We start from the raw sequence: 24,407 nt of genomic DNA on the forward strand, positions 1-24,407 counted from the left end.
TGAGGAAGTATGCTCTGAATATGAAGCAAGGTTTGCAACTAAAGCTTAGTCAACAGCTTGCCATGACGCCTCAGTTACAACAGGCCATTCGCCTGTTGCAACTGTCTACGCTGGAACTGCAGCAAGAACTCCAGCAAGCGTTGGAAAATAATCCGCTGCTTGAGCAAACCGATTTTCATGACGAAGTGGAAACTCAGGATGCTCAGGATAGTGAGTCGCTGGATACCCGTGAAGCGCTTGAGCAAAAAGATATGCCTGAAGAGCTGCCGCTGGATGCAAGCTGGGATGAGATCTATACCGCAGGAACCCCCTCCGGCACCGGTGCCGATTACATTGATGATGAACTGCCTGTTTATCAGGGGGAGACAACACAAACACTTCAGGATTACCTGATGTGGCAAGTGGAACTGACACCGTTCTCTGATACTGACAGGGCAATTGCCACGTCGATTGTCGATGCGGTAGATGAAACAGGCTATCTCACCGTTCCCGTTGAAGATATTCTGGAAAGCATGGGCGATGAAACCATAACACTGGATGAAATCGAGGCTGTACTCAAGCGAGTTCAGCGGTTTGATCCTGTGGGTGTAGCTGCCCGTGATTTACGTGATTGTTTGCTTATCCAGCTTTCTCAGTTCTCTCGTGAAACGCCTTTTCTTGAAGAAGCCCGGCAGATAATCAATGGGCATCTCGATCTTCTGGCAAACCATGACTTCCGGACACTGATGAAAATCACGCGTCTAAAAGAAGATGTGCTGAAAGATGCGATGATGCTGATCCTGTCTCTTGATCCTCGTCCAGGGCAGTCCATTCACACCACTGAGCCTGAATACGTTATTCCGGATGTACTGGTGCGCAAACATAAAGGGCACTGGACAGTTGAACTGAATTCCGACAGTATTCCCCGCCTGTCCATTAACCAGCATTACGCCTCTATGTGCAACAATGCTCGTAATGACAGTGACAGTCAGTTCATCCGCAGTAATCTGCAGGAAGCGAAATGGCTAATCAAAAGCCTGGAAAGCCGAAATGAGACACTGCTCAAGGTCAGCCAGTGTATTGTAGAGCAGCAGCAGGCTTTTTTCGAAAATGGCGAAGAATACATGAAGCCAATGGTACTGGCAGATATTGCTCAGGCGGTGGAAATGCACGAATCAACGATTTCGCGCGTTACCACGCAAAAATACCTGCACAGCCCACGGGGCATTTTTGAGCTGAAATATTTCTTCTCCAGCCATGTGAATACTGAAGGTGGGGGCGAAGCCTCTTCCACGGCAATTCGCGCACTGGTGAAGAAGTTGATTGCCGCAGAAAACCCGGCAAAACCACTTAGTGATAGTAAACTGACTTCTATGTTATCTGATCAAGGTATCATGGTGGCCCGGCGCACTGTCGCAAAATACCGCGAGTCTTTATCCATACCGCCGTCGAACCAGCGTAAACAATTGGTTTGACTCAACCGATAAGGAAGACAATATGCAACTCAATATCACAGGACAGAATGTCGAGATTACTGAAGCTATGCGCGAATTCGTCAACACAAAGTTCGCCAAACTGGAGCAGTATTTCGAAAGGATCAACCAGGTCTATATTGTGTTGAAAGTGGAAAAAGTCACTCAAACAGCGGATGCTACACTTCATGTAAATGGCGGTGAATTGCATGCCAGTGCCGAAGGCCAGGATATGTATGCCGCAATTGACGGTTTGATAGATAAACTCGCACGTCAATTAACTAAACACAAAGATAAACTGAAACAGCATTGATGACCCAGGTATTTCCCTGAATCTCAGCGGCCCGTTATCGCAGGATAGCGGGCCGCTGGCACAGAGGGTACCAGGTGGAGCTATGATGAATAATGATTCCGCGCTGCAACTCAGCGCTGTCCTGAACCAGGAATGTACGCGTAATAACGTACATTGTCAGAGCAAAAAACGTGCTCTGGAAATCGTCAGTGAGCTGGCGGCTAAGCAGTTAGGCCTTCCGTCACAAGCGGTTTTTGATGCTGTATTAACCCGCGAACGTATGGGAAGTACCGGCATTGGTAATGGTATCGCTATCCCGCACGGTAAACTGGAAGAAGACACATTACGTGCCGTTGGTGTATTTATCCGTCTGGAAACACCCATACCTTTCGATGCCATTGATAATCAGCCAGTTGATCTCTTATTCGCGCTGCTGGTTCCGGCAGATCAAACTAAAACACACTTACACACTTTGTCGTTGGTTGCCAAAAAACTGGCCGACAAAACGATTTGTCGTCAGCTCCGTATGGCCCAAACGGATGAAGAGCTGTTTAACATTATTACTGATGCGGGAAATGCAGAAGCCTGATTCCGGCTCAGTAATCATGAATTAACATCACATGATACCCATGAAAATTGGGGATGCATGCAGGCTAACACCGTAAACGCCACTGGCTTCATCTGCATCAGTAACGTAAAGGGTGTTTTACTGGTAGCGGTCATTAGGGTGCCTCTCAGGGATGAGAGAGATAAATATAGCCACCCTGTGCAAACCGACAACGGGTATATTCAGACTGGGGGAGAGACTGTTCATGGTGCTGATGATTGTCAGCGGCCGCTCAGGTTCAGGGAAATCCGTAGCCTTGCGTGCTTTGGAAGATATGGGTTTTTACTGTGTAGACAACTTGCCAGTTGTGTTGCTACCCGATTTAGCCCGCACATTATCTGACCGGCAAACATCTGCGGCAGTCAGTATTGATGTACGCAATATGCCCGAGTCACCGGAAATTTTTGAGCAGGCAATGCGTAATTTGCCTGATACATTTTCGCCGCAACTTCTGTTCCTGGATGCTGACCGTAACACGTTGATTCGACGCTACAGTGACACAAGGCGTCTTCATCCGCTGTCCAGTAAAAATCTGTCACTGGAAAGTGCGATTGATGAAGAAAATGATCTGCTGGAGCCGCTGCGTTCCCGGGCTGATTTGATTGTTGATACCTCGGAAATGTCAGTGCATGAACTGGCTGAAATGCTGCGAACCAGGCTACTGGGTAAACGCGAGCGTGAGCTTACCATGGTGTTTGAATCATTCGGTTTTAAACACGGTATTCCTATCGATGCAGACTATGTTTTTGATGTTCGCTTTCTGCCAAACCCCCACTGGGATCCCAAATTACGCCCCATGACTGGTCTGGATAAACCCGTCGCTGCTTTTTTGGATCGCCATACCGAAGTGCATAACTTTATTTACCAGACTCGCAGCTACCTCGAGTTATGGTTGCCCATGCTGGAAACGAATAATCGTAGCTACCTGACGGTTGCTATTGGTTGTACCGGTGGTAAGCACCGCTCTGTTTATGTTGCAGAACAATTAGCTGACTATTTCCGCTCACGCGGTAAAAACGTCCAGTCACGCCATCGAACGTTGGAAAAACGCAAAACATGACCGTAAAACAAACTGTTGAGCTCACCAATCGTTTAGGAATGCATGCGCGCCCGGCAATGAAGCTCTTTGAACTGGTACAAAGTTTTGATGCCGAAGTGTTGCTGCGCAATGAAAGTGGAACAGAAGCAGAAGCCAGCAGTGTGATTGCACTGCTAATGCTGGATTCTGCCAAAGGTGGGCACATTGAAGTGGAAGCAACCGGACCTCAGGAAGAAGAAGCGCTGGCTGCCGTTATAGCATTGTTCGACGCGGGCTTTGACGAAGATTAATTAACTGCAGGTTAATTCAGTTTGTGCTCTGCCAGAAAGTTTTCCCCACCCAGTTGCCTCATCTGGCGGAGTATCCATTGTTGCCTGGCACGGACATACCCTGAAGGCGCGCTGGCTTTATAAATAATCGGGTTTGGCAATACCGCGGCTAACAAAGCGGCTTCTGCAGGTGTCAGTTGTCTTGCAGTCTTATGGAAATAATGTTGTGCAGCGGCCTCAACACCGAAGATACCTTCACCAAACTCAGCCACGTTCAGGTAAACCGTTAAGATTCGGCGCTTACCCCACAACAATTCAATTCCCACGGTCAACCCGGCTTCCAGGCCTTTACGCAGCCATGATCGCCCATCCCACAAAAACATATTTTTGGCTGTTTGCTGAGAGAGTGTCGATGCACCACGTATCCGGTTTTCATGACGTTCATTATGAGCCAGCGCTTGCTGAATCGCGTCAACATCAAACCCCCAGTGCTCAGGGAATTTCTGATCTTCAGCCGCAATGACCGCAATCGCCATCCAGGGAGAGATGTTATCCATGGATTCCCACGTTGAATGCGCCACATAGTGAAAATTCCCCGAAAACCAGGCCGATACCTGGCGCTCCACCATCACAGCGCTAAACGGGACAGGCAACATACGAAACAGCAGTATTAATGACAGCCAAAAACCAGCGAGCCCCAAAACACTATATAAGATGTACCGTTTAACTCTCGCTAATAATCCTTTACTGCCTCGACTCATTGGCAAAGAACCAGAACACGCGAGACAAGTTTTTCAATACCTTGTGCGGCTTCATCAATATTTTTCGCCAGCATATAGGCCGGTGTAGTTACCACTTTTTGGTCTTCATCCACCACAATATCCTCTACCGGACAAGGAACGTGCTCACCTCCCATCTCTTCCACTAATTCAGCTGTATCAACATCCGTGCCAATAGTCAGGCGCACAGGAGTTTCAAGAATGTGAGGGAGCATGGCTGGTGCAATACAGATAAAACCAAGAGGTTTGCCCGCGGCATGGCAATCCCGCGCCAGAGCCTTCAGTGCCGGGTCAACCGAGCACTCTGCACCGGCAACAGCAAAGTTACTCAGGTTCTTGGCCGCGCCAAACCCACCAGGAACTATAAGAGCATCCAGTTCCGCTGCCTGAGCCAGGCTGAGCGAGCTCACCTGCCCGCGGGTAATACGTGCAGCTTCAACCAGGCAGTTACGCGTTTCATGCATTACCTCACCGGTAAGGTGATTTACCACGTCATACTGTGTTTTATCTGGAGCAAAACAAATGGCTTCTGCTCCTGCCCGAGCAATTGCCAGTAAAGTCAGGACGGCCTCATGGATCTCCGAGCCGTCATAGACTCCCGCACCGCACAGAACTACACCAATTTTTTTCATACAAATTCTCTTTGTACTGCTGTCAAATCGTTAAATAAAATGCTATTAAGACGCTATGCTTCACACATTTTACTGATTCATGTAACAACAAATTTAAGTTTTGCTATCTTATGGCTGAGTTGTGTAAGGAATTTCTCGTCTCGCCTCGTTAAAACATAAACCAATACTCTGCGGGACGTCAGTTTCCCTGGTGTTGGCGCAGTATTCGCGCACCCCGGTTAATCCGGGGTCATTTTTTTTCAGCACCAGCAACCCATTTTTCCAGCGCAGCAATATCGTTGCGCCATTCGTGCCGAATCTCATCTATCCACTCTCCGACGTTATCCCACCATGCAGGTAAATCCGGAGACTGAACTTGCTGTGCCAGTTGCTGGATATGGCGTAACCCCACCGAGCCTGCGGCACCTTTGATTTTATGACCTTCTTCAACAATGCCTTTCTGGTCGCGTGCAGTCCAGTTGGACTCCAGCACACTTAAATAACCCGGCATCATTTTTTCAAACATAGCCAGCCCGTCACGAATCAATTTTGGCCCGACTAACTCCATATACTGTTCGAGCATCGGTAAATCCAGGATAGCTTGTTTTTTATCATCAGTTTCAAGATTATTCACGCCATCCTCCTGCACGGTATGTGCGTCCCAAAACTTCTTGATCATCGCGGTTAAAGCAGACACAGATAATGGCTTACTCAATACATCGTCCATGCCCGCATCCAGGTACTCTTTTTTATCTTTAAGTACATTGGCAGTTAACGCAACCAAAGGAGGCAATTCATCCCGGGTGAATGTCTGGGTTAATTTACGGGCAATATCCAGCCCGGTCATATCCGGCAACTGAATATCCAATAAAACTAAATCGTATTCACCAGGAATAAATGTCGCCAAAGCTTCTTTACCGGTCATTGCCACATCAACAGAATTCCCCATTTTTTCCAGCACAGAACGGGCGACAATCACATTCAGCTCAATATCTTCTACCAACAGAACATGGAGTGCCGGCAATGGCAACTCATCATCATCGTCTTCATCCACTTCGTCATGAACAGCAGGAGCATGTACTGTCAGGGTAAACAATGCCCCCTCTCCTGGATTACTGGAAACGGTGATGTCTCCTCCCATGCTTTTTGCCAGACGTCGGGATACCGCAAGGCCAATTCCGGTTCCGGTTGCCGGCTTTCCACCCTGTTCATCTTTTACCTGATAATACATAGCGAAAATTTTATCCTGCTCGCCTGGAGGAATACCAATGCCCGAATCCTGAACCTCAAAGCGCATTATCTGGTCATCCTGATAGCTGACCCGCACCCGCACTTCTCCTTTGCGGGTAAATTTCACTGCATTACTAATCAGATTCCACAGAATTTGCCTCAGGCGTGTACCATCTGCGACTATTTTATGCGGTAACGGCTGGGCGGCTTCCATTACAAAACGCAGCCCTTTTTGCTGGGCCTGCAGGCCGGAGAGATTTTCGAGGTCAGAAAGAAAACCGGTAAAATCAATTGGCTGGTTATCCAGTTGCACTTTACGGCGTTCAATTTTATCCATATCGATAATATCATTGAAGATATTACCCAGAGTGACAGCAGAAACATGAACGGTTTTCAGGTACTTCTCTTGTTCCGGTGTCAGGTCGGTATCCAGCAGAATACGGCTTAACCCAACAATCCCGTTCAGTGGCGTGCGCAATTCATGGCTGATAGTTGAAATAAACGTTGTTTTATCCCGGCTGGCACGCTCAAGTGCGTCCTGATAACGCTTGCGTTCAGTAATGTCACGCCCAAACCCCATCAGACCATGCCGTTTACCTACACGGTCGTAGTAAGGCACTTTACGGATTTCAAAGCAGGCTTTGCGCCCATCGGGGTAATCCAGCCATTGTTCATAGGTGAGTGAAACATTGTGGCGAAAGACCTTCTCATCTGTTTCAATCACTTTCTCTGCCGCTTCAGTGGAATACACATCGGCCGGACGCAGGCCAATGAGTTGTTTCTCACTTTTCCCGGTTAACAACTCCATCGCCCGGTTACAGCCAGAAAACTCCTGATTTTCATTGCGATAAAACACCAGGTCTGGTGATGCATCGAGAAATGAGCGCAAAAAAGAGGATTGTTGTGCCAGTTGGATCTGCGTTTGTTCACGCTCTTTTATTTCCAGAGTGAGCTGGTCAAGGACAGACTGACGTTCTTTTTCCGCCCTTTCGCGATCAGCAATCTCCTGATTAAGCTGCGTGATATTGTTTTTTAGCTGAACATTAAGCGACAAATCGCGTTCACGCATCTCTTCCAGTTTTTCTACCAGACGTGTCAGTCGCTGCCGTGACTCTTCAATTTGTTCCACTACAACAGAGAGGAAATAGACCGCCCAGGGCGTAATCAATAACCCGAAGAAAATAGAGCGGATAACATCAATACTCTCTACCTGACCGCGCAACACCATAGTGACAGCCATCTGAACAACAATAGCCAGAACCACCAGCGCAAACGCTAATAACAATGAAAAACGCACCAGACCCAATTTCATCATCAGGTCTACATAATATTGCGCCAGCTTACGGATTTGATTCATGGAACATTCCTTAACTGAGAATTACCACCATGATACCGAAAAATGACATAACAGTATGTTTTCAGGCAAGCGCCGGTTTCCAGGGCGTCCCTAATGCGTCCCCCTGAGGGCCATGTTCAAGCAAATAGCGGTTGATTTCCACCATTCCAGTCCAGCGATTTTCACACCACAAAGGAGCAAGCAGTGTCGGACGACGCGCGCTGGCTGAAATACGGTGATAGACCACATCCAACGGTGTGTGGCGGATCATTTCACTGGCAGTATGGGTATATTCCTCAAGAGTAATCCCCGCCAGCCTGCCGGCTTGCCAGCTTTTTGCCATGATACTGCCTTTCACAATATGCAAGGGATGTAACTTAATGCCATCCACTCCAGTGTTTACCACTCTTTCGAGAGTTTCCATACAATGCTGATGTTGTTCACCCGGCAACCCCACAATCAAGTGACAACAGACTTTCAGGCCGCGCTGGCGGGCCAGTTGAGCTGTTCGCTGGTAGCAGGCAAAGTCATGGCCACGATTAATGCGATGCAATGTTTTATCGTGTGCGGTTTGTAACCCTAACTCGAGCCAGACTTCATACCCCTGAGCCGCATAACCACTTAGTAAATCCAGCACAGCTTCCGGAACACAGTCCGGGCGTGTTCCCACACATAAACCTACAATATTTGCCTGTACAACTGCCTGTTGGTACATATTACGCAGTACTTCTACCTCTGCCCAGGTGCTGGTGTATGCCTGAAAATAAGCAAGATAGCGTTTTGCACGGTTCACAAGGTGCGCCTGATCAGCGAGTTGCTCTGCAATGGAATGATATTGTTGCGCCTCATCAGCAAAAGAGGCGACGTTGCAAAACGTGCATCCCCCACGCCCGATGGTTCCATCGCGGTTTGGGCAACTGAACCCGCCATGCAAAGTCAATTTATGTACCTTTTGCCCGTAGCGGCGAAAAAGATCACCACCAAACATATTGACTAAATTCTGTAACTGCATAATTCTGTTAGGCCGCCCTTAGTAAGGGCAACAGACTGCCACTTTTCTCAACCAACGGCGATGACCTGGATCAAGCGCCCTGGCTGCCTTTATTCAAATGAATAACAATTCACAATAAACGTTTTTTCACTCACTTCGCAGACGATTACTTTTCCTTATGTGAATTTAATTTTTCGACAAAAATTCTTCACAAGCTAAAAACAGTTTCATCAATTACAAAAACAGCATCACCAGGTAAAAAATGCTGGTAGTTTAGAAAAAACCAGTGACAAATCTCATCACCCCCACAACTACACAGTGATACAGGTCACATTCCTCATAAGGTCACCCTTAGGTAAACTGAATGTAAAAAAGTTATTTTTCCATTTAATATTATATAGTTAAGTTACTTTCCATTCTTTTTTGCATAAATAAGAATGCCATTTGACCTGAGTAGCGATTCTCGCTAACTTGGAAGTCCGCTGGAAGCTTTCTCGATGAGTTCTCTGCTCATCATATTTATGCAGTAATTGAGATTCCCTCTGAAGCAAGTCCTCAACACTTGTGCACCGATGTAAAACGTCGAGTCGATAAGAGGGCGACATGCGAGGCACGCATACTGAGTATGCACACCCCGTCGCCTGTCCCCTGTTACGCCTTAACGCAATCGGTCTCGGGAATCCCGTAGAGCCTGGGGAGGTTCACTGATATGTTGTACGATAAATCCCTCGAACGGGATAACTGTGGTTTCGGCCTGATCGCCCACATAGAAGGCGAACCTAGCCACAAGGTAGTGCGTACCGCAATCCACGCACTGGCCCGGATGCAGCACCGTGGTGCAATTCTTGCCGATGGTAAAACCGGCGATGGCTGCGGTTTGCTACTACAAAAACCCGATCGCTTCTTCCGCATCGTTGCGGAAGAGCGCGGATGGCGTTTGGCGAAAAACTATGCTGTTGGCATGTTGTTCCTTAACCAGGACGATACGCTGGCCCAGGCAAGCCGTCAGGTAGTAGAAGAAGAATTGCAACGGGAAACACTTTCAATTGTTGGCTGGCGCGATGTGCCGACCAATGAAGGTGTGCTCGGTGAAATCGCCCTCTCCTCTTTACCTCGTATCGAACAAATCTTTGTCAACGCGCCCGCAGGCTGGCGCCCGCGTGATATGGAACGCCGCCTGTTTGTTGCCCGTCGCCGTATTGAACAGCGCCTGCTCAACGATAAAGAATTCTACGTTTGCAGCCTGTCGAATCTGGTGAACATTTATAAAGGTCTGTGTATGCCGGCTGATTTGCCGCGTTTCTACCTGGACCTGGCTGATTTACGTCTGGAATCGGCTATTTGCCTGTTCCACCAACGTTTCTCAACTAACACTGTACCACGCTGGCCTCTGGCTCAGCCGTTCCGTTACCTGGCACACAATGGTGAAATTAATACCATTACAGGCAACCGTCAGTGGGCAAAAGCACGTACTTACAAATTTAAAACACCACTGATCCCAGACCTGCAGGATGCCGCGCCCTTCGTTAACGAAACTGGCTCAGACTCAAGTTCACTGGATAACATGCTGGAACTGCTGCTGAGTGGCGGGATGGACATTATTCGTGCCATGCGTTTACTGGTTCCGCCAGCCTGGCAGAACAACCCGAATATGGATCCTGAACTGCGTGCGTTCTTTGACTTTAACTCCATGCATATGGAGCCCTGGGATGGCCCGGCGGGGATTGTGATGTCTGACGGGCGTTTCGCCGCCTGTAACCTTGACCGTAATGGTCTGCGCCCGGCGCGTTATGTCATCACAACCGACAAGTTAATCACCTGTGCCTCTGAAGTGGGTATTTGGGATTATCAGCCCGACGAAGTAGTTGAAAAAGGGCGTGTTGGCCCAGGTGAACTGATGGTTATCGATACGCGTATCGGCCGTATCCTGCACTCAGCAGAAACCGATGATGACCTGAAAAGCCGCCATCCGTATAAAGAGTGGATGGAGCGCAACGTGCGCCGCCTGGTACCGTTTGAAGACTTGCCTGATGACCAGGTCGGAGCTCGTGAATTAAGCGATGACTTGCTGGGTAGCTATCAGAAACAATTTAACTACAGCAGTGAAGAACTGGATCAGGTGATTCGCGTGTTGGGTGAAAATGGCCAGGAAGCGGTTGGCTCAATGGGTGATGATACGCCATTTGCCGTACTGTCCAGCAAACCCCGCATTATTTATGACTATTTCCGTCAGCAATTCGCGCAGGTGACCAACCCACCAATTGACCCGCTGCGTGAAGCCCATGTCATGTCACTGGCGACCAGTATTGGCCGCGAGATGAATGTCTTTTGCGAAGCGGAAGGCCAGGCACACCGCCTGAGCTTTAAGTCACCGATTCTGCTTTATTCTGATTTCCGGCAACTGACTTCGCTGGATGAAGAACATTACCGTGCAGATACGCTGGATATTACCTTTGATCCTGCCAAAGCCTCTCTGGAAGAAACTATCAAAGCGTTGTGCGACCAGGCAGAAAAAATGGTTCGCGAAGGAACCGTTTTGCTGGTCCTTTCAGACAGAAATATCTCTAAAGAGCGTTTGCCAGTTCCTGCACCAATGGCTGTTGGCGCTATCCAGACTCGTCTGGTAGACCAGAGCCTGCGCTGTGATGCCAACATTATTGTGGAAACAGCCAGTGCCCGGGACTCACACCACTTTGCTGTCCTGCTAGGTTTTGGCGCTACAGCTATCTACCCTTATCTGGCCTATGAATCACTGGCGAAACTGGTTGATGGTGGCGTGCTGGAGAAAGATTACCGTACAGCGATGCTTAATTATCGTAACGGGATCAACAAAGGGCTGTACAAGATAATGTCCAAAATGGGCATTTCTACTATCGCCTCTTACCGCTGTTCAAAACTGTTTGAAGCTGTTGGCCTGCATGATGATGTCGCCAGTCAGTGCTTCCAGGGTGTGGTCAGCCGTATTGGTGGTGCCGGGTTCAATGATTTCCAGCAAGACCTTATTAACCTGGCCAAGCGAGCCTGGCTGGCACGTAAACCACTGGAACAAGGCGGTTTGCTGAAGTATGTCCATGGTGGTGAATACCATGCGTACAACCCGGATGTGGTTCGTACACTGCAACAGGCAGTACAGAGCGGTGAATATTCTGATTACCAGGAGTATGCCAAACTGGTTAATGAGCGCCCTGCTGCCACGTTGCGTGATTTGCTGTCAATCACCCCACAAGGTGACGCTGTCAATATTGAGCATGTGGAACCGGCAACCGAGCTGTTCAAACGCTTTGATACCGCAGCGATGTCCATTGGCGCGCTAAGCCCTGAAGCTCACGAATCTCTGGCGGAAGCCATGAACAGCCTGGGGGGGTTCTCTAACTCTGGTGAAGGTGGCGAAGACCCGGCGCGTTATGGAACCAACAAAGTTTCCCGTATTAAGCAGGTTGCCTCTGGCCGTTTTGGGGTTACTCCGGCTTACCTGGTAAATGCGGATGTTATCCAAATCAAGGTAGCGCAAGGTGCCAAACCGGGTGAAGGTGGGCAATTACCTGGTGATAAAGTCACCCCATATATCGCGCGTTTGCGTTACTCAGTGCCGGGTGTGACATTGATTTCACCACCACCACACCATGATATTTATTCTATCGAAGATTTGGCTCAGCTGATTTTTGACCTGAAACAGGTCAATCCTAAGGCGATGATTTCCGTCAAGCTGGTGTCTGAACCGGGCGTTGGTACGATTGCCACCGGGGTGGCAAAAGCCTATGCCGACTTGATTACTATTGCAGGTTATGATGGTGGTACAGGCGCAAGCCCACTTTCTTCAGTGAAATATGCTGGCTGCCCATGGGAGTTAGGTCTGGTGGAAACCCAACAGGCGCTGGTCGCAAATGGTTTACGTCACAAAATTCGTCTGCAGGTTGATGGCGGATTAAAAACAGGTGTCGATATCGTTAAAGCCGCGATTCTGGGAGCGGAAAGTTTTGGTTTCGGTACTGGTCCTATGGTTGCCCTGGGCTGTAAATACCTGCGTATTTGCCACCTCAACAACTGTGCGACTGGCGTTGCGACTCAGGATGAGAAACTGCGCCGTAATCACTATCATGGTTTACCGTGGAAAGTGACCAACTACTTCGAGTTCATCGCCCGCGAAACCCGTGAAATCATGGCGTCTCTGGGTGTAACACGTCTGGTTGATTTAATTGGCCGTACAGACTTGCTCAGCGTACTGGATGGGTTTACTGCCAAACAGCAAAAACTGGATTTATCGCGCCTGCTGGAGACGGCTGAGCCATTGCCAGGTAAAGCACTGTACTGTACAGAGCAGAACCCGCCGTTTGATAAAGGCGATTTAAACGCCCAGTTGCTTAACCAGGCGATGCCTTATGTCGAAAACAAGCAAAGTAAAACCTTCTGGTTCGATATTCGCAATACTGACCGTTCTGTTGGTGCATCGTTGTCTGGCCATATTGCCAGCCATCATGGCGACCAGGGCCTGGCGGCAGACCCTATCGTGGCGTATTTTACCGGGACAGCAGGCCAGAGCTTTGGTGTCTGGAATGCGGGTGGTGTTGAACTGCACCTGACGGGTGACGCAAACGACTATGTCGGCAAGGGTATGGCTGGCGGCTTAATTTCAATTCGACCGCCAGTGGGTTCAGCATACCGTAGCCATGAAGCCAGCATTATCGGTAACACATGCCTGTATGGTGCGACCGGCGGCCGGTTGTATGCCGCCGGGCGTGCCGGTGAACGTTTCGCGGTCCGTAACTCTGGTGCCATCACTGTTGTAGAAGGCATTGGTGATAATGGCTGTGAATACATGACTGGCGGGATCGTTTGCATTCTTGGTAAGACAGGTGTGAACTTTGGTGCTGGTATGACGGGGGGCTTCGCGTATGTTCTTGATGAAGATGGCGAGTTCCGTAAGCGCGTCAACCCTGAACTGGTTGAAGTTCTGAATGTTGATGAGCTTGCCATTCACGAGGAACACCTGCGTGGCATGATTACTGAACATGTTCAGTTTACCGGCTCTCACCGTGGTGAAGAGATTCTGGCGAACTGGCCGGTATGGTCAGCAAAATTTGCTCTGGTTAAACCGAAATCCAGTGATGTAAAAGCATTATTGGGTCACCGTAGTCGTTCCGCAGCCGAGCTGCGGGTGCAGGCGCAGTAAGAGGTCATACAATGAGTCAAAACGTTTATCAATTTATCGACCTGCAGCGCGTTGATCCGCCGAAAAAGCCGCTCAAGATTCGAAAAATTGAGTTTGTAGAAATTTATGAACCCTTCTCAGAAGGCCAGGCTAAAGCACAGGCAGATCGCTGCCTGTCCTGCGGCAACCCTTACTGTGAATGGAAATGCCCGGTACATAACTACATTCCAAACTGGCTGAAGCTTGCCAATGAAGGGCGTATTGTTGAAGCAGCTGAGTTGTCGCATCAGACCAACAGCCTCCCGGAGGTATGTGGTCGTGTTTGCCCGCAGGATCGCCTGTGTGAAGGCTCCTGCACGCTGAATGATGAGTTTGGTGCTGTCACCATCGGTAATATTGAACGCTATATCAATGATAAAGCCATCGAAATGGGGTGGCGGCCAGATATGAGTGGCGTAAAACCCACTGGCAAGCGGGTTGCTGTCATTGGTGCCGGTCCTGCCGGCCTGGCATGTGCCGATGTGCTGACACGTAATGGTGTGAAAGCCGTTGTCTTCGACCGTCATCCGGAAATTGGTGGACTGCTCACTTTTGGTATCCCGGCATTCAAACTGGGCAAAGAAGTCATGAGTACACGTCGGGAAATTTTCACCGGTATGGGCGTTGAATTCCGTCTGAATACTGAAGTGGGCAAAGATATCCAGATGGACGATTTGCTGAATGAGTATGATGCGGTATTCCTGGGCGTCGGGACTTATCAGTCTATGCGAGGCGGGCTCGAAAATGAGGATGCCACAGGTGTATTTGATGCATTGCCATTCCTGATAGCCAACACAAGAAAGTTGATGGGCTTTGAGGAAGACGCTGAGCAACCTTACATTAACCTGCAAAGCAAACGTGTGGTGGTTCTCGGTGGTGGTGACACCGCAATGGACTGTGTACGCACCTCTGTTCGCCAGAGCGCCACTCATGTCACCTGCGCTTATCGCCGCGATGAAGAAAACATGCCGGGCTCTAAACGCGAAGTTAAAAATGCGCGTGAGGAAGGCGTTGAATTCCAGTTCAATGTTCAACCATTAGGTATTGAAGTCAATGGTAATGGCAAAGTGTGCGGTGTGAAGATGGTACGCACAGAAATGGGTGAGCCAGATGCCAAAGGACGCCGTCGTGCTGAAATCGTTGCAGGCTCTGAACATGTGGTTCCGGCAGATGCCGTCATTATGGCATTTGGTTTCCGTCCGCACCGTATGGAATGGCTGGAAAAGCACAGTGTTGAGCTGGATAGTCAGGGGCGTATTCTGGCACCAGAAAACAGTGACAACCCATATCAAACAACCAACCCGAAAATCTTTGCCGGCGGTGATGCTGTGCGGGGTTCCGACCTGGTTGTTACTGCGATTGCAGAAGGTCGTAAAGCCGCTGATGGCATAATGAACTTCCTGGAAGTGTAACGAACACGGCAACAAATGAGCATTAGCTCATCCGTCAAAGCCAGTCGGTCCACGCTGACTGGCTTTTTTTACATTTTCGGCGGGGAAAACAACAGGCGTAAAAAAACCGGGGTATCGTCCCCGGTTTTCACTATTAACCAACCAGTGTGGTTACTTCACAACCCGTAATGCCGGGCGGCCACCCCGTGGTGGAGGATCGTTGTCCGGATTATCACCTTCTTCCGGGGCATCAGGTTTATCGCCGTCAATCACTGACATCACAGTGTTATCGGATGATTCACTCTCAGACCCAGCCCCTTGTACTGCACTTTCATCATCCAACTCGTAGGCCGGTTCAGGCTCAAACATCGTGCCTGCACCATTCTCGCGGGCATAGATAGCCAAAACAGCAGATACAGGGACAGAAACCGTACGAGGAACACCACCAAACCTGGCATTAAACTGCACCTCATCGTTACCCAGCTCCAGGTTACCGACAGCACGAGGCGCAATATTGAGCACAATTTGTCCGTCCCGGGCATATTCCATGGGTACGTTCACACCCGGCAGCGTCACATCTACTACCAGGTGCGGCGTCAACTGGTTATCCAGCAACCAGTCATAAAAGGCACGCAGCAGATATGGACGGCGAGGTGACAACTGAGACATTTCCATTGGTATTAGCCCCGGGTGTGCAGGCGAATTTCACGCTCTGCTTCCGTCAAAGAAGCCAGGAATGCATCACGCTCAAAGACACGGGTCATATAACCTTTAAGTTCTTTAGCGCCAGCACCGGCAATCTCAATGCCCATCAGAGGCAAACGCCACAACAGCGGAGCTAAATAGCAATCTACCAAACTGAATTCATCGCTCAGGAAGTAAGGCTTCTGACCGAAGACAGGCGCAATAGCCATTAGTTCTTCACGCAACTGTTTACGTGCCGTTTCCACTTCCGAACCCGTACCTGCCATGATGATGTTCATCAGGCTATACCAGTCCTTTTCAATACGATGCATATACAGACGGCTTTCGCCACGAGCGACCGGATAAACCGGCATCAACGGCGGGTGCGGGAAACGCTCATCCAGATATTCCATGATGATACGGGATTCCCACAACGTCAGTTCGCGATCAACCAGAGTAGGAACACTTTGATTCGGGTTGAGGTCAATCAGATCCTGAGGCAGATCATCCGTTTCCACATTCTCGATTTCGAAACTTACACCTTTTTCCGCCAGGACAATACGCACCTGATGGCTATAGATGTCAGTAGGACCGGAAAACAGCGTCATCACCGAACGTTTGTTGGCAGCGACAGCCATGAAAACCTCCAAGTATATTCAGAAAATTACTGCCACTAACCGCTACAGCGGAGCAGCCAGCCAGATTACGGGAGCCCTGAGTCTGTTGTTGTAGTCACTTGCGCCAGGCAATCCGGCTAAAACGTAAACAGATACCAGCTTTGGGGCATAAAATTGGATGATAGTTTACCAGATTTTGTTGTACTTGTGGTGAAGGGTGGTGGGAATTAACAGAAAAACACACTGTCTGGCATGTAAATACAGCATTGTGCAGAGATAAAAAAACCCGGCCAGGCCGGGTTTTTCGCCAATGCAATCTGCAGAGCAGAGAGCAATTAACGTTTGGAGAACTGCGGACGACGACGTGCTTTGCGCAGACCCACTTTCTTACGTTCAACCTGACGAGCATCACGAGTGACGAAGCCAGCTTTACGCAGTTCGGAGCGCAGAGACTCATCGTACTCCATCAGAGCGCGGGTGATACCGTGACGGATCGCACCTGCCTGACCGGAGATACCACCACCTTTAACGGTGATGTACAGATCCAGTTTTTCAACCATGTCGACCAGTTCCAGCGGCTGGCGAACTACCATGCGAGCAGTTTCACGGCCAAAGTACTGTTCCAGAGAACGTTGGTTGATAACGATTTTACCGTTGCCCGGTTTGATAAACACACGAGCGGCGGAGCTTTTGCGGCGACCAGTGCCGTAGTATTGATTTTCAGCCATTGCCTGATATCCCGATTAAATGTCCAGAACTTGCGGTTGCTGCGCCGCGTGGTTGTGCTCGTTACCTGCGTAAACTTTCAGTTTACGGTACATAGCACGGCCCAACGGGCCTTTCGGCAACATGCCTTTAACCGCGATTTCAATCACACGCTCAGGACGGCGGGCAATCATTTCTTCGAAGGTCGCTTCTTTGATACCACCGATGTGGCCGGTGTGGTGGTAGTACATTTTGTCAGAACGCTTGTTGCCGGTAACAGCAACTTTATCTGCATTCAGAACGATGATGTAATCACCAGTATCAACGTGCGGAGTGTATTCCGCTTTATGCTTACCGCGCAGGCGACGAGCCAGTTCGGTAGCCAGACGGCCCAGGGTTTTACCGGTCGCGTCGACAACATACCAGTCGCGTTTTACGGTTTCTGGTTTAGCTGTAAAAGTTTTCATTAAAAGCTTACCCAATAAATAGTTACACGTTGGTGAACACCCAAACGCTTAAAATCAGTTGAGGTTCACACGACATTGTCCAGTAAACCTACCCCCTCGGATAGTTTTCACCGGCACTCTAAAGTTTCGGGAAAAAAACTTTGTTGTAACGTGGGGTCGCAAGATTATAGAGAAGTCACTGGTAAAGATCGACCCTTTTTTCTGATTTTCAGCAGCAGTCAGCACAGGTTATGGCCGGTGCGGAGCCTGCAGATACGCTTCACTTTGCATTTCCTGTAACCGGGAAAGGCAGCGCTGGAATTCAAACTTCAGATGTTCCCCCTGATAAATCTCGAACAAAGGCACCTGCGCGAGAACCACCAGCTTCACCTGGCGCTCATAAAATTCATCCACCAGTGCAATAAAACGCCTGGCTGCATTTTCAGCCCGTATATCCATCACCGGTACGTTGTACAGCATCACCGTATGAAACAAATGTGACAGCGCGATATAGTCATGCTGACTGCGGGCATCCACACACAACGTATCGAATGTCACCGCCAGCGTCTGATTCGCACTGCCAAGCGTCGCAAGTGAACGATGATTGACTTCCAGAACCTCGCCCTGGTCTTCATGCCATGGTGAACCTGAAAGTGTCTGAAATAATTGCCCCATCCGTTCCAGGTTGCCAGCATTACAAGGCGAAAGCCATAGATGTGCCTGTGTTAACGCACGCAGACGATAATCCACACCGGCATCCACATTGATCACATCGCAGTGCGCCTGAATTGCGGCAATAGCGGGCAAAAAACGCGAGCGCTGTAATCCATTATGATACAGGTTCTCTGGCGGAATATTCGATGTTGCCACCAGAGTAATCCCCCGGGAAAACAGAGCCTGCATTAGCCCACCCAGTAACATCGCATCGGTAATATCGGAAACGAAGAACTCATCAAAGCAGAGTATGTCTGCCTGCGCTTTGAAGCTGTCAGCCACAATTTCCAGTGGATCGCTGTGCCCCTGCAAACGGGTTAGTTCTTCGTGAACACGCAACATAAAACGGTGGAAATGCAGCCGCAGCTTTCTTTCACCCGGAATACTCTGGAAAAACATATCCATAAGCCAGGTTTTCCCACGCCCTACGCCGCCCCACATATAGAGGCCGGTTACAGGTTGCGGAGCAACTGGCTGGCGGTTAAACCATCGGGTAATCTTTCCTGCCAGGCCTTTTGGCTCAGAATGAGGCACCGCCTGCCGTGCGCTCAATGCCTGGTAAATTGCGTCCAGACGCGTAATTGCATCGCGCTGAACATTGTCAGGCTGAAACTGCCCATCGCGAAGCGCCATTTCGTAACGCGATGCCGGAGAGAGGGTTTGCATGGTGTTATTCTTACTTCCTTAGCAATCTAATAAACGAGTTGCCATTACTCTTTTGTCTAAAAAAAGGCCGTTCTACACTACGCGATACACCAGCAGGATTCCACTTCTCATGAATTAACGGTTATAGTGGCAGTTATAAAGCGATGGCACGGACATAACAGAAGGTAAGCCTCGCAGTTAACCCTACGACCAAACAATAAATGGGAGATGTTCATGACCTGGGAATACGCGCTAATTGGGTTAGTCGTCGGTATCATTATTGGCGCCGTCGCGATGCGTTTTGGCAACCGCAAGCTTCGCCAGCAGCAGGCATTACAGTATGAGCTGGAGAAAAACAAAGCAGAACTGGAAGAATACCGGGAAGAACTGGTGAACCATTTTGCCCAAAGTGCCGAGTTGCTGGATAACATGGCGCGTGATTACCGCCAGTTGTATCAACACATGGCAAAAAGCTCTTCCAGTTTGTTACCGGAAATGAGCGATGAAACCAACCCATTCCGCAATCGACTTGAAGATTCAGAAGCCAATAATGATCAGGCTCCGGTGCAAATACCGCGAGATTACTCTGAAGGCGCATCAGGGCTTTTGCGCAACGAAAAAGCAAAACGCAGCTAACGATTTGTAAATGACAGGGTGCTCCGGCACCCTATTTTTTTGCGTGATTGCGCTTACACGTTATACAAGTTGTTCATTCCAGGTATATTCAATATTATCAATCTATTCAGGATAGCTGTTTTCAAGCAAGCCAATGGGAGCCTGTATTAATGAAAAAAACAACTCCACTTTTTTGTGCTGTCGCGTTAGCGCTTGGCATCGGATTGTCTGTTCCAGCGGCTTCGCTGGCCGCCTTGCCTTCACAGATTCCTGGGCAACCTGCGATTCCAAGCCTTGCGCCAATGCTTGAAAAAGTGCTTCCGGCTGTTGTCAGCATTCAGGTGGAAGGCAGTGCAGTAGAAAGCCCACAAGTGCCCGATGAACTGAAAAAATTCTTTGGTGATGATGGTTCAGACCCGCAAGCCCAGCCTTTCGAAGGTTTAGGTTCTGGTGTAATTATTGATGCAGCAAAAGGCTATGTGCTTACCAATAACCACGTTATTGAGCATGCAGATAAAATCAGTGTCCAGTTAAACGATGGCCGCACGTTTGATGCCAAACTGATTGGCAGTGATTCGCAAAGTGATATAGCAGTCGTACAAATTCAGCATCCCGAAAAACTCACCCAAATTAAAGTTGCTGACTCCGATGCGCTGCAAGTGGGGGATTTTGCCGTTGCCGTGGGTAACCCTTTCGGGTTGGGGCAAACAGTGACGTCCGGCATTATTTCTGCTCTGGGGCGCAGTGGGCTGAATATTGAAGGTCTGGAAAACTTCATTCAGACAGATGCGTCTATTAACCGCGGTAATTCGGGTGGTGCATTACTAAACCTGAAGGGGGAACTGATAGGCATTAACACGGCCATTCTTGCTCCAGGCGGCGGCAGCATCGGTATTGGTTTCGCTATTCCGGGCAACATGGCTATAAAGCTTGCAACCCAACTGATTCACTCCGGGGAAATTCAGCGCGGGTTACTGGGTATCAGAGGAACCGAATTGAATGCTGATTTGGCTAAAGCCTTCAACCTGAATGTCCAGCGCGGTGCGTTCGTAAACGAAGTACTACCAGGTTCTGGTTCAGCGAAAGCGGGAATCAAAGCGGGCGATGTAATAACCAGCCTGAACGGTAAACAGCTCAGCAGTTTTGCCGAGCTCCGTGCAAAAATTGCCACAACAGAGCCAGGAACCAAAGTAAAACTGGGGTTGTTACGGGCAGGAAAAGCACTTTCAGTTGAGGTCGTACTCGATAAGAGCACAGCATCGTCAGCCAGTGCTGAGTTAATATCACCAGCATTACAGGGTGCAACACTCAGTGATGGACACCTGAAAGACGGAACTAAAGGTGTGCATATTGATGCCGTTGACAAAGGTAGTGCTGCCGCAAAAGCCGGGTTGAATAAAGATGATTTAATCGTCGGTGTTAACCGTGAGCGTGTGCATTCCATTGCTGAGATGCGTAAGGTAATGGAAAATAAACCATCGGTTATTGCGTTGAATATCTTACGTGGTGATACCAATCTTTATCTGCTTTTGCGCTAAGTAACATAATTACCAGCCTCCGCAATGCGGTGGCTGGTAAACTCATGATATGCTCCCATCCTGTTTACTCAATTAATCACAATATACATCCATGATTCTGAAGCTATTGCGGTCAGCACTAATTGGTTTATTTGTCGGTGGCATTCTGGTGTTCACCGTGCCTTCGCTGCGCACAATGGTGCCTGCATCGGTGAGTCAGTTCACCAGTGCAGATGAATCTCCGGTTAGTTATAACCAGGCTGTACGCCGGGCGGCACCAGCAGTGGTTAACGTTTACAACCGTAGTAGTAATGGCAATACACATCACCAGTTGGAAATCCGCACCCTGGGTTCCGGGGTCATAATGGATGCCAGAGGGTATATCCTTACCAATAAGCACGTTATTAATAACGCTGACCAAATCATCGTTGCCTTACAGGATGGTCGGGTTTTCGAGGCACTATTAGTAGGTTCTGATAGCCTGACTGATTTGGCTGTACTAAAAATTAACGCAACAAATCTGCCTGTTATTCCCATCAACCCACACAGGGTGCCACATATTGGTGATGTTGTTCTGGCAATAGGTAACCCTTATAACCTGGGGCAGACCATTACTCAGGGTATCATTAGTGCGACCGGGCGAATCGGCCTTAACCCAAGTGGCAGGCAAAACTTTCTGCAAACCGACGCATCGATTAACCATGGTAACTCGGGTGGCGCTCTGGTTAATTCACTGGGTGAACTAATGGGGATCAATACGCTCTCATTTGATAAAAGTAATGACGGCGAGACACCTGAAGGCCTGGGATTTGCCATTCCTACTCGCCTGGCAACCCGCATCATGGATAAGCTAATTCGTGATGGGCGGGTCATTCGCGGCTATATAGGTATCACCGGGCGAGAAGTGATGCCCATGCATACAGCCGCAACATCCGGGCTGGACCAGATACAGGGTATAGTCGTTAATGATGTGGCGCCAGATGGGCCTGCGGCAAAAGCAGGTATTCAAATCAACGATGTGATTTTATCGGTAAACCATAAACCTGCGCTTTCAGCACTGGAGACCATGGATCAAGTGGCTGAAATCCGTCCAGGCTCAGTTATACCCGTTGAAATTATGCGTAATGAACAGAAAATGACGTTGATGGTGACAGTCCAGGAATACCCGGCAACGAATTGACAAAAACAAACATGGGCCGGGAGCCGGCCCATGTAGTTGCGTTAGCGGTTTACAAAATCCACACCCAGTTCAATATCTTTCTTCAGCGTATCGATTAACCCTTCCAGCGCTTGTTTTTCAAAAGCACTCAAAACCCCCGGGGACTGACGCTCTACAATGCCATTTTTGCCAAGCAGCAATGGCTGAGCGAAGAAGCGGGCATATTCGCCATCACCTTCTACATAGGCACATTCAACAACTCCTGCTTCACCTTTCATTGCCCGTACCAGTGACAGACAGAAACGCGCAGCAGCAAGACCCATAGAGAGAGTTGCAGAACCACCACCCGCCTTAGCTTCAACCACCTCAGTACCTGCATTCTGAATGCGGGTTGTCAGTGCCGAAACTTCATCATCAGTAAAGCTGACGTCAGGAACATGGGAAAGTAACGGAAGAATGGTCACACCTGAATGACCACCAATAACCGGAACATTCACATCCGCCGCGTTTTTACCCTTGAGTTCAGCAACAAATGTATTAGAACGAATAATATCCAGTGTACTCACACCAAATAGCTTATCTTTGTTATACACACCTGCTTTCTTAAGCACCTCAGCCGCAATTGCAACCGTAGTGTTAACCGGGTTAGTAATAACGCCAATACATGCTGTTGGGCATGTTTTCGCTATTTGCTGAACTAAGTTTTTCACAATCCCGGCATTCACATTGAACAGATCGGAACGATCCATGCCGGGTTTCCGGGCAACACCCGCGGAAATTAATACAATATCAGCGCCTTCCAGAGCGGGCGTTGCATCCTCACCAGCAAAACCTGTGATTTTCACATCGGTAGGAATATGGCTTAAATCAACTGCCACCCCCGGGGTTACCGGAGCAATATCATACAAAGTCAGCTCTGAACCAGAAGGCAGTTGGGTCTTAAGCAGAAGGGCTAGCGCCTGGCCGATACCACCTGCCGCGCCGAGGACTGCAACTTTCATCCTAAACTCCTTATTATGGTTAGCAATAAGTGCCTTAACTCCATAGGGGTTGCGACCATAATCCAGAGATGAAGTAAATACAATCTTCACGCCACCAGTTTACTAAGTATTACGGTGTTTTGTTTACTCCGTATACTTTTCTGGGGTGGACAGTAAGTCACTTCCTAAACAGGCACTTCAATACTGTTTTCTTAACTTGTACTGAATGAATCAAAACAACATCATTTTGATAACATTTACTTTACCTTATAGCGCATTTTTAAGACGTGATGCAGGTATATTTCTGGATAACATTTTTTGATAGAATCCGCGGCTTTCATCAATTTAATTCAGCCGCCAGGATGCATTTGCATAAAAATTCAATTAATTGCATAATGATGCCACTTATTGGCCTGAATGAAGGTAAATTATGCGAGCCTCTGCTAAACAAGAAGAATTAGTGAAAGCTTTCAAGGCGCTTCTTAAAGAAGAGAAATTTAGCTCTCAGGGAGAGATCGTTCAGGCTCTCCAGGAGCAAGGCTTTGAAAATATCAACCAGTCGAAAGTTTCCCGTATGCTGACTAAGTTCGGCGCTGTGCGAACACGTAATGCAAAAATGGAAATGGTCTACTGTTTACCGGCAGAACTTGGGGTACCAACCACCTCCAGTCCACTCAAAAATTTGGTACTGGATATCGACTACAACGATGCTGTGGTAGTTATTCACACCAGCCCCGGAGCTGCGCAACTCATTGCCCGCCTGCTCGATTCTCTTGGTAAAGCAGAAGGGATCCTGGGCACCATTGCGGGTGACGACACGATTTTCACAACACCAGCCAGTAACTTCACGGTAAAAGAACTTTACGACGCGATTCTGGTACTGTTCGAGCAAGAGCTGTAAGTACATGGGTTTACGCTGCCGTACCAGTGCCAAAGGCGCGTAAACCTGTCGAACCTTATGCATCACTACCTGGGAATTTCCTGCCACTATTTTGTATTTTGTGCGTTGTCCACCAGACTGTTCTCATGCACTAAACCGCATCAATGGTTAAATATTTATATCCGATTGATTTACATAACCTTTAGCTAAAAACATTCGCTTCCCAATCCATTTTTATGACTCAACAATCTAAAAATATTT

At 48.7% G+C, this 24,407-nt stretch carries 21 protein-coding genes; 11 read left to right on the forward strand and 10 right to left on the reverse strand.

The genetic code is table 11. The features are described from left to right. Positions 1-20: 20 nt before the first annotated feature. From rpoN to npr, 5 genes are all read left to right on the forward strand, one after another. Complete coding sequence (gene rpoN / locus A9B99_RS20030) at positions 21-1,454, forward strand: RNA polymerase factor sigma-54 (RefSeq protein WP_064600642.1); 1,434 nt, start codon at positions 21-23, stop codon at positions 1,452-1,454. Between the two features lie 22 nt (positions 1,455-1,476). Beyond that, positions 1,477-1,764, forward strand: a complete 288-nt coding sequence (gene hpf, locus A9B99_RS20035; RefSeq protein WP_036104930.1) for a ribosome hibernation promoting factor — start codon at positions 1,477-1,479, stop codon at positions 1,762-1,764. A gap of 82 nt (positions 1,765-1,846) precedes the next feature. Beyond that, on the forward strand, positions 1,847-2,332 hold the full coding sequence (gene ptsN / locus A9B99_RS20040) for a PTS IIA-like nitrogen regulatory protein PtsN (protein WP_064600644.1): 486 nt from the start codon (positions 1,847-1,849) through the stop codon (positions 2,330-2,332). Between the two features lie 223 nt (positions 2,333-2,555). Beyond that, positions 2,556-3,410 (forward strand): RNase adapter RapZ, encoded by an 855-nt coding sequence (gene rapZ, locus A9B99_RS20045; RefSeq protein ID WP_036104937.1) that lies wholly within the window; start codon positions 2,556-2,558, stop codon positions 3,408-3,410. Beyond that, a complete protein-coding gene (gene npr / locus A9B99_RS20050) occupies positions 3,407-3,679 on the forward strand; it encodes a PTS phosphocarrier protein NPr (protein WP_064600646.1) in 273 nt (90 codons plus the stop codon). The genes rapZ and npr overlap by 4 nt, the downstream gene beginning before the upstream one ends. 11 nt (positions 3,680-3,690) lie before the next feature. Here the strand turns inward: npr and mtgA are convergent, their stop codons facing one another. The 4 genes from mtgA to mnmL form a co-directional block, all read right to left on the reverse strand. Then, positions 3,691-4,419 carry a monofunctional biosynthetic peptidoglycan transglycosylase gene (gene mtgA / locus A9B99_RS20055; protein WP_064600648.1) on the reverse strand — a complete coding sequence of 243 codons (729 nt, stop codon included), beginning with the start codon at positions 4,417-4,419 and terminating at the stop codon, positions 3,691-3,693. After that, positions 4,416-5,069, reverse strand: coding sequence for an isoprenoid biosynthesis glyoxalase ElbB (gene elbB, locus A9B99_RS20060; RefSeq protein ID WP_064600650.1), 654 nt, complete (start codon positions 5,067-5,069; stop codon positions 4,416-4,418). The genes mtgA and elbB overlap by 4 nt, the downstream gene beginning before the upstream one ends. Positions 5,070-5,298: 229 nt before the next feature. After that, positions 5,299-7,635, reverse strand: a complete 2,337-nt coding sequence (gene arcB, locus A9B99_RS20065) for an aerobic respiration two-component sensor histidine kinase ArcB (RefSeq protein WP_064600653.1) — start codon at positions 7,633-7,635, stop codon at positions 5,299-5,301. A gap of 61 nt (positions 7,636-7,696) precedes the next feature. Continuing rightward, the gene (gene mnmL, locus A9B99_RS20070; protein ID WP_064600655.1) at positions 7,697-8,626 is read right to left on the reverse strand and encodes a tRNA modification radical SAM protein MnmL/YtqA; all 930 of its coding nucleotides are present in this window, start codon (positions 8,624-8,626) and stop codon (positions 7,697-7,699) included. A gap of 688 nt (positions 8,627-9,314) precedes the next feature. Between mnmL and gltB the strand changes: the two genes are divergently transcribed. Together gltB and A9B99_RS20080 are read left to right on the forward strand one after the other, a co-directional pair. Beyond that, a complete protein-coding gene (gene gltB / locus A9B99_RS20075) occupies positions 9,315-13,775 on the forward strand; it encodes a glutamate synthase large subunit (protein ID WP_156519108.1) in 4,461 nt (1,486 codons plus the stop codon). Between the two features lie 11 nt (positions 13,776-13,786). Further along, a complete protein-coding gene (locus A9B99_RS20080; RefSeq protein ID WP_064600658.1) occupies positions 13,787-15,205 on the forward strand; it encodes a glutamate synthase small subunit in 1,419 nt (472 codons plus the stop codon). 150 nt (positions 15,206-15,355) lie between these two features. Here A9B99_RS20080 and sspB read toward each other — a convergent pair whose 3' ends face one another. The 5 genes from sspB to zapE form a co-directional block, all read right to left on the reverse strand. Next, the gene (gene sspB / locus A9B99_RS20085; RefSeq protein ID WP_064600660.1) at positions 15,356-15,859 is read right to left on the reverse strand and encodes a ClpXP protease specificity-enhancing factor; all 504 of its coding nucleotides are present in this window, start codon (positions 15,857-15,859) and stop codon (positions 15,356-15,358) included. 5 nt (positions 15,860-15,864) lie between these two features. Further along, positions 15,865-16,506, reverse strand: a complete 642-nt coding sequence (gene sspA, locus A9B99_RS20090; RefSeq protein ID WP_064600662.1) for a stringent starvation protein SspA — start codon at positions 16,504-16,506, stop codon at positions 15,865-15,867. 314 nt (positions 16,507-16,820) lie between these two features. After that, positions 16,821-17,213 carry a 30S ribosomal protein S9 gene (gene rpsI / locus A9B99_RS20095; protein ID WP_000829818.1) on the reverse strand — a complete coding sequence of 131 codons (393 nt, stop codon included), beginning with the start codon at positions 17,211-17,213 and terminating at the stop codon, positions 16,821-16,823. 15 nt (positions 17,214-17,228) lie between these two features. Next, a complete protein-coding gene (gene rplM / locus A9B99_RS20100) occupies positions 17,229-17,657 on the reverse strand; it encodes a 50S ribosomal protein L13 (RefSeq protein ID WP_036104968.1) in 429 nt (142 codons plus the stop codon). A gap of 228 nt (positions 17,658-17,885) precedes the next feature. Next, a complete protein-coding gene (zapE, locus tag A9B99_RS20105) occupies positions 17,886-19,016 on the reverse strand; it encodes a cell division protein ZapE (protein ID WP_064600664.1) in 1,131 nt (376 codons plus the stop codon). A gap of 213 nt (positions 19,017-19,229) precedes the next feature. On the opposite strand from zapE, the gene zapG reads away from it, so the two are divergent. The 3 genes from zapG (at position 19,230) to degS (ending at position 22,307) form a co-directional block, all read left to right on the forward strand. Continuing rightward, positions 19,230-19,631: a Z-ring associated protein ZapG gene (gene zapG, locus A9B99_RS20110; RefSeq protein ID WP_064600666.1), complete on the forward strand. Its 402-nt coding sequence runs from the start codon at positions 19,230-19,232 to the stop codon at positions 19,629-19,631. A 149-nt stretch (positions 19,632-19,780) separates the two neighbouring features. Further along, the gene (degQ, locus tag A9B99_RS20115; RefSeq protein WP_064600669.1) at positions 19,781-21,148 is read left to right on the forward strand and encodes a serine endoprotease DegQ; all 1,368 of its coding nucleotides are present in this window, start codon (positions 19,781-19,783) and stop codon (positions 21,146-21,148) included. A 91-nt stretch (positions 21,149-21,239) separates the two neighbouring features. Next, positions 21,240-22,307 carry an outer membrane-stress sensor serine endopeptidase DegS gene (gene degS, locus A9B99_RS20120; protein WP_064600671.1) on the forward strand — a complete coding sequence of 356 codons (1,068 nt, stop codon included), beginning with the start codon at positions 21,240-21,242 and terminating at the stop codon, positions 22,305-22,307. Positions 22,308-22,348: 41 nt separating this feature from the next. Here degS and mdh read toward each other — a convergent pair whose 3' ends face one another. Then, on the reverse strand, positions 22,349-23,287 hold the full coding sequence (mdh, locus tag A9B99_RS20125) for a malate dehydrogenase (RefSeq protein ID WP_064600673.1): 939 nt from the start codon (positions 23,285-23,287) through the stop codon (positions 22,349-22,351). Positions 23,288-23,696: 409 nt separating this feature from the next. On the opposite strand from mdh, the gene argR reads away from it, so the two are divergent. Beyond that, positions 23,697-24,167: a transcriptional regulator ArgR gene (gene argR / locus A9B99_RS20130; protein ID WP_064600675.1), complete on the forward strand. Its 471-nt coding sequence runs from the start codon at positions 23,697-23,699 to the stop codon at positions 24,165-24,167. The last annotated feature ends 240 nt before the right edge of the window (positions 24,168-24,407 follow it).

The sequence above is a fragment of the Mangrovibacter phragmitis genome (assembly GCF_001655675.1).
GTDB lineage: Bacteria > Pseudomonadota > Gammaproteobacteria > Enterobacterales > Enterobacteriaceae > Mangrovibacter > Mangrovibacter phragmitis.

Coding starts and splice junctions, on each gene's coding strand:
- gltB (WP_156519108.1), top strand. CDS start 9,315: ATGTTGTACGATAAATCCCTCGAACGGGATAACTGTGGTTTCGGCCTG.
- rapZ (WP_036104937.1), top strand. CDS start 2,556: ATGGTGCTGATGATTGTCAGCGGCCGCTCAGGTTCAGGGAAATCCGTA.
- elbB (WP_064600650.1), bottom strand. CDS start 5,069: ATGAAAAAAATTGGTGTAGTTCTGTGCGGTGCGGGAGTCTATGACGGC.
- mtgA (WP_064600648.1), bottom strand. CDS start 4,419: ATGAGTCGAGGCAGTAAAGGATTATTAGCGAGAGTTAAACGGTACATC.
- npr (WP_064600646.1), top strand. CDS start 3,407: ATGACCGTAAAACAAACTGTTGAGCTCACCAATCGTTTAGGAATGCAT.
- sspB (WP_064600660.1), bottom strand. CDS start 15,859: ATGGAAATGTCTCAGTTGTCACCTCGCCGTCCATATCTGCTGCGTGCC.
- mnmL (WP_064600655.1), bottom strand. CDS start 8,626: ATGCAGTTACAGAATTTAGTCAATATGTTTGGTGGTGATCTTTTTCGC.
- rpoN (WP_064600642.1), top strand. CDS start 21: ATGAAGCAAGGTTTGCAACTAAAGCTTAGTCAACAGCTTGCCATGACG.
- arcB (WP_064600653.1), bottom strand. CDS start 7,635: ATGAATCAAATCCGTAAGCTGGCGCAATATTATGTAGACCTGATGATG.
- degS (WP_064600671.1), top strand. CDS start 21,240: ATGATTCTGAAGCTATTGCGGTCAGCACTAATTGGTTTATTTGTCGGT.
- rplM (WP_036104968.1), bottom strand. CDS start 17,657: ATGAAAACTTTTACAGCTAAACCAGAAACCGTAAAACGCGACTGGTAT.
- mdh (WP_064600673.1), bottom strand. CDS start 23,287: ATGAAAGTTGCAGTCCTCGGCGCGGCAGGTGGTATCGGCCAGGCGCTA.
- argR (WP_064600675.1), top strand. CDS start 23,697: ATGCGAGCCTCTGCTAAACAAGAAGAATTAGTGAAAGCTTTCAAGGCG.
- ptsN (WP_064600644.1), top strand. CDS start 1,847: ATGATGAATAATGATTCCGCGCTGCAACTCAGCGCTGTCCTGAACCAG.
- degQ (WP_064600669.1), top strand. CDS start 19,781: ATGAAAAAAACAACTCCACTTTTTTGTGCTGTCGCGTTAGCGCTTGGC.
- sspA (WP_064600662.1), bottom strand. CDS start 16,506: ATGGCTGTCGCTGCCAACAAACGTTCGGTGATGACGCTGTTTTCCGGT.
- rpsI (WP_000829818.1), bottom strand. CDS start 17,213: ATGGCTGAAAATCAATACTACGGCACTGGTCGCCGCAAAAGCTCCGCC.
- A9B99_RS20080 (WP_064600658.1), top strand. CDS start 13,787: ATGAGTCAAAACGTTTATCAATTTATCGACCTGCAGCGCGTTGATCCG.
- zapG (WP_064600666.1), top strand. CDS start 19,230: ATGACCTGGGAATACGCGCTAATTGGGTTAGTCGTCGGTATCATTATT.
- zapE (WP_064600664.1), bottom strand. CDS start 19,016: ATGCAAACCCTCTCTCCGGCATCGCGTTACGAAATGGCGCTTCGCGAT.
- hpf (WP_036104930.1), top strand. CDS start 1,477: ATGCAACTCAATATCACAGGACAGAATGTCGAGATTACTGAAGCTATG.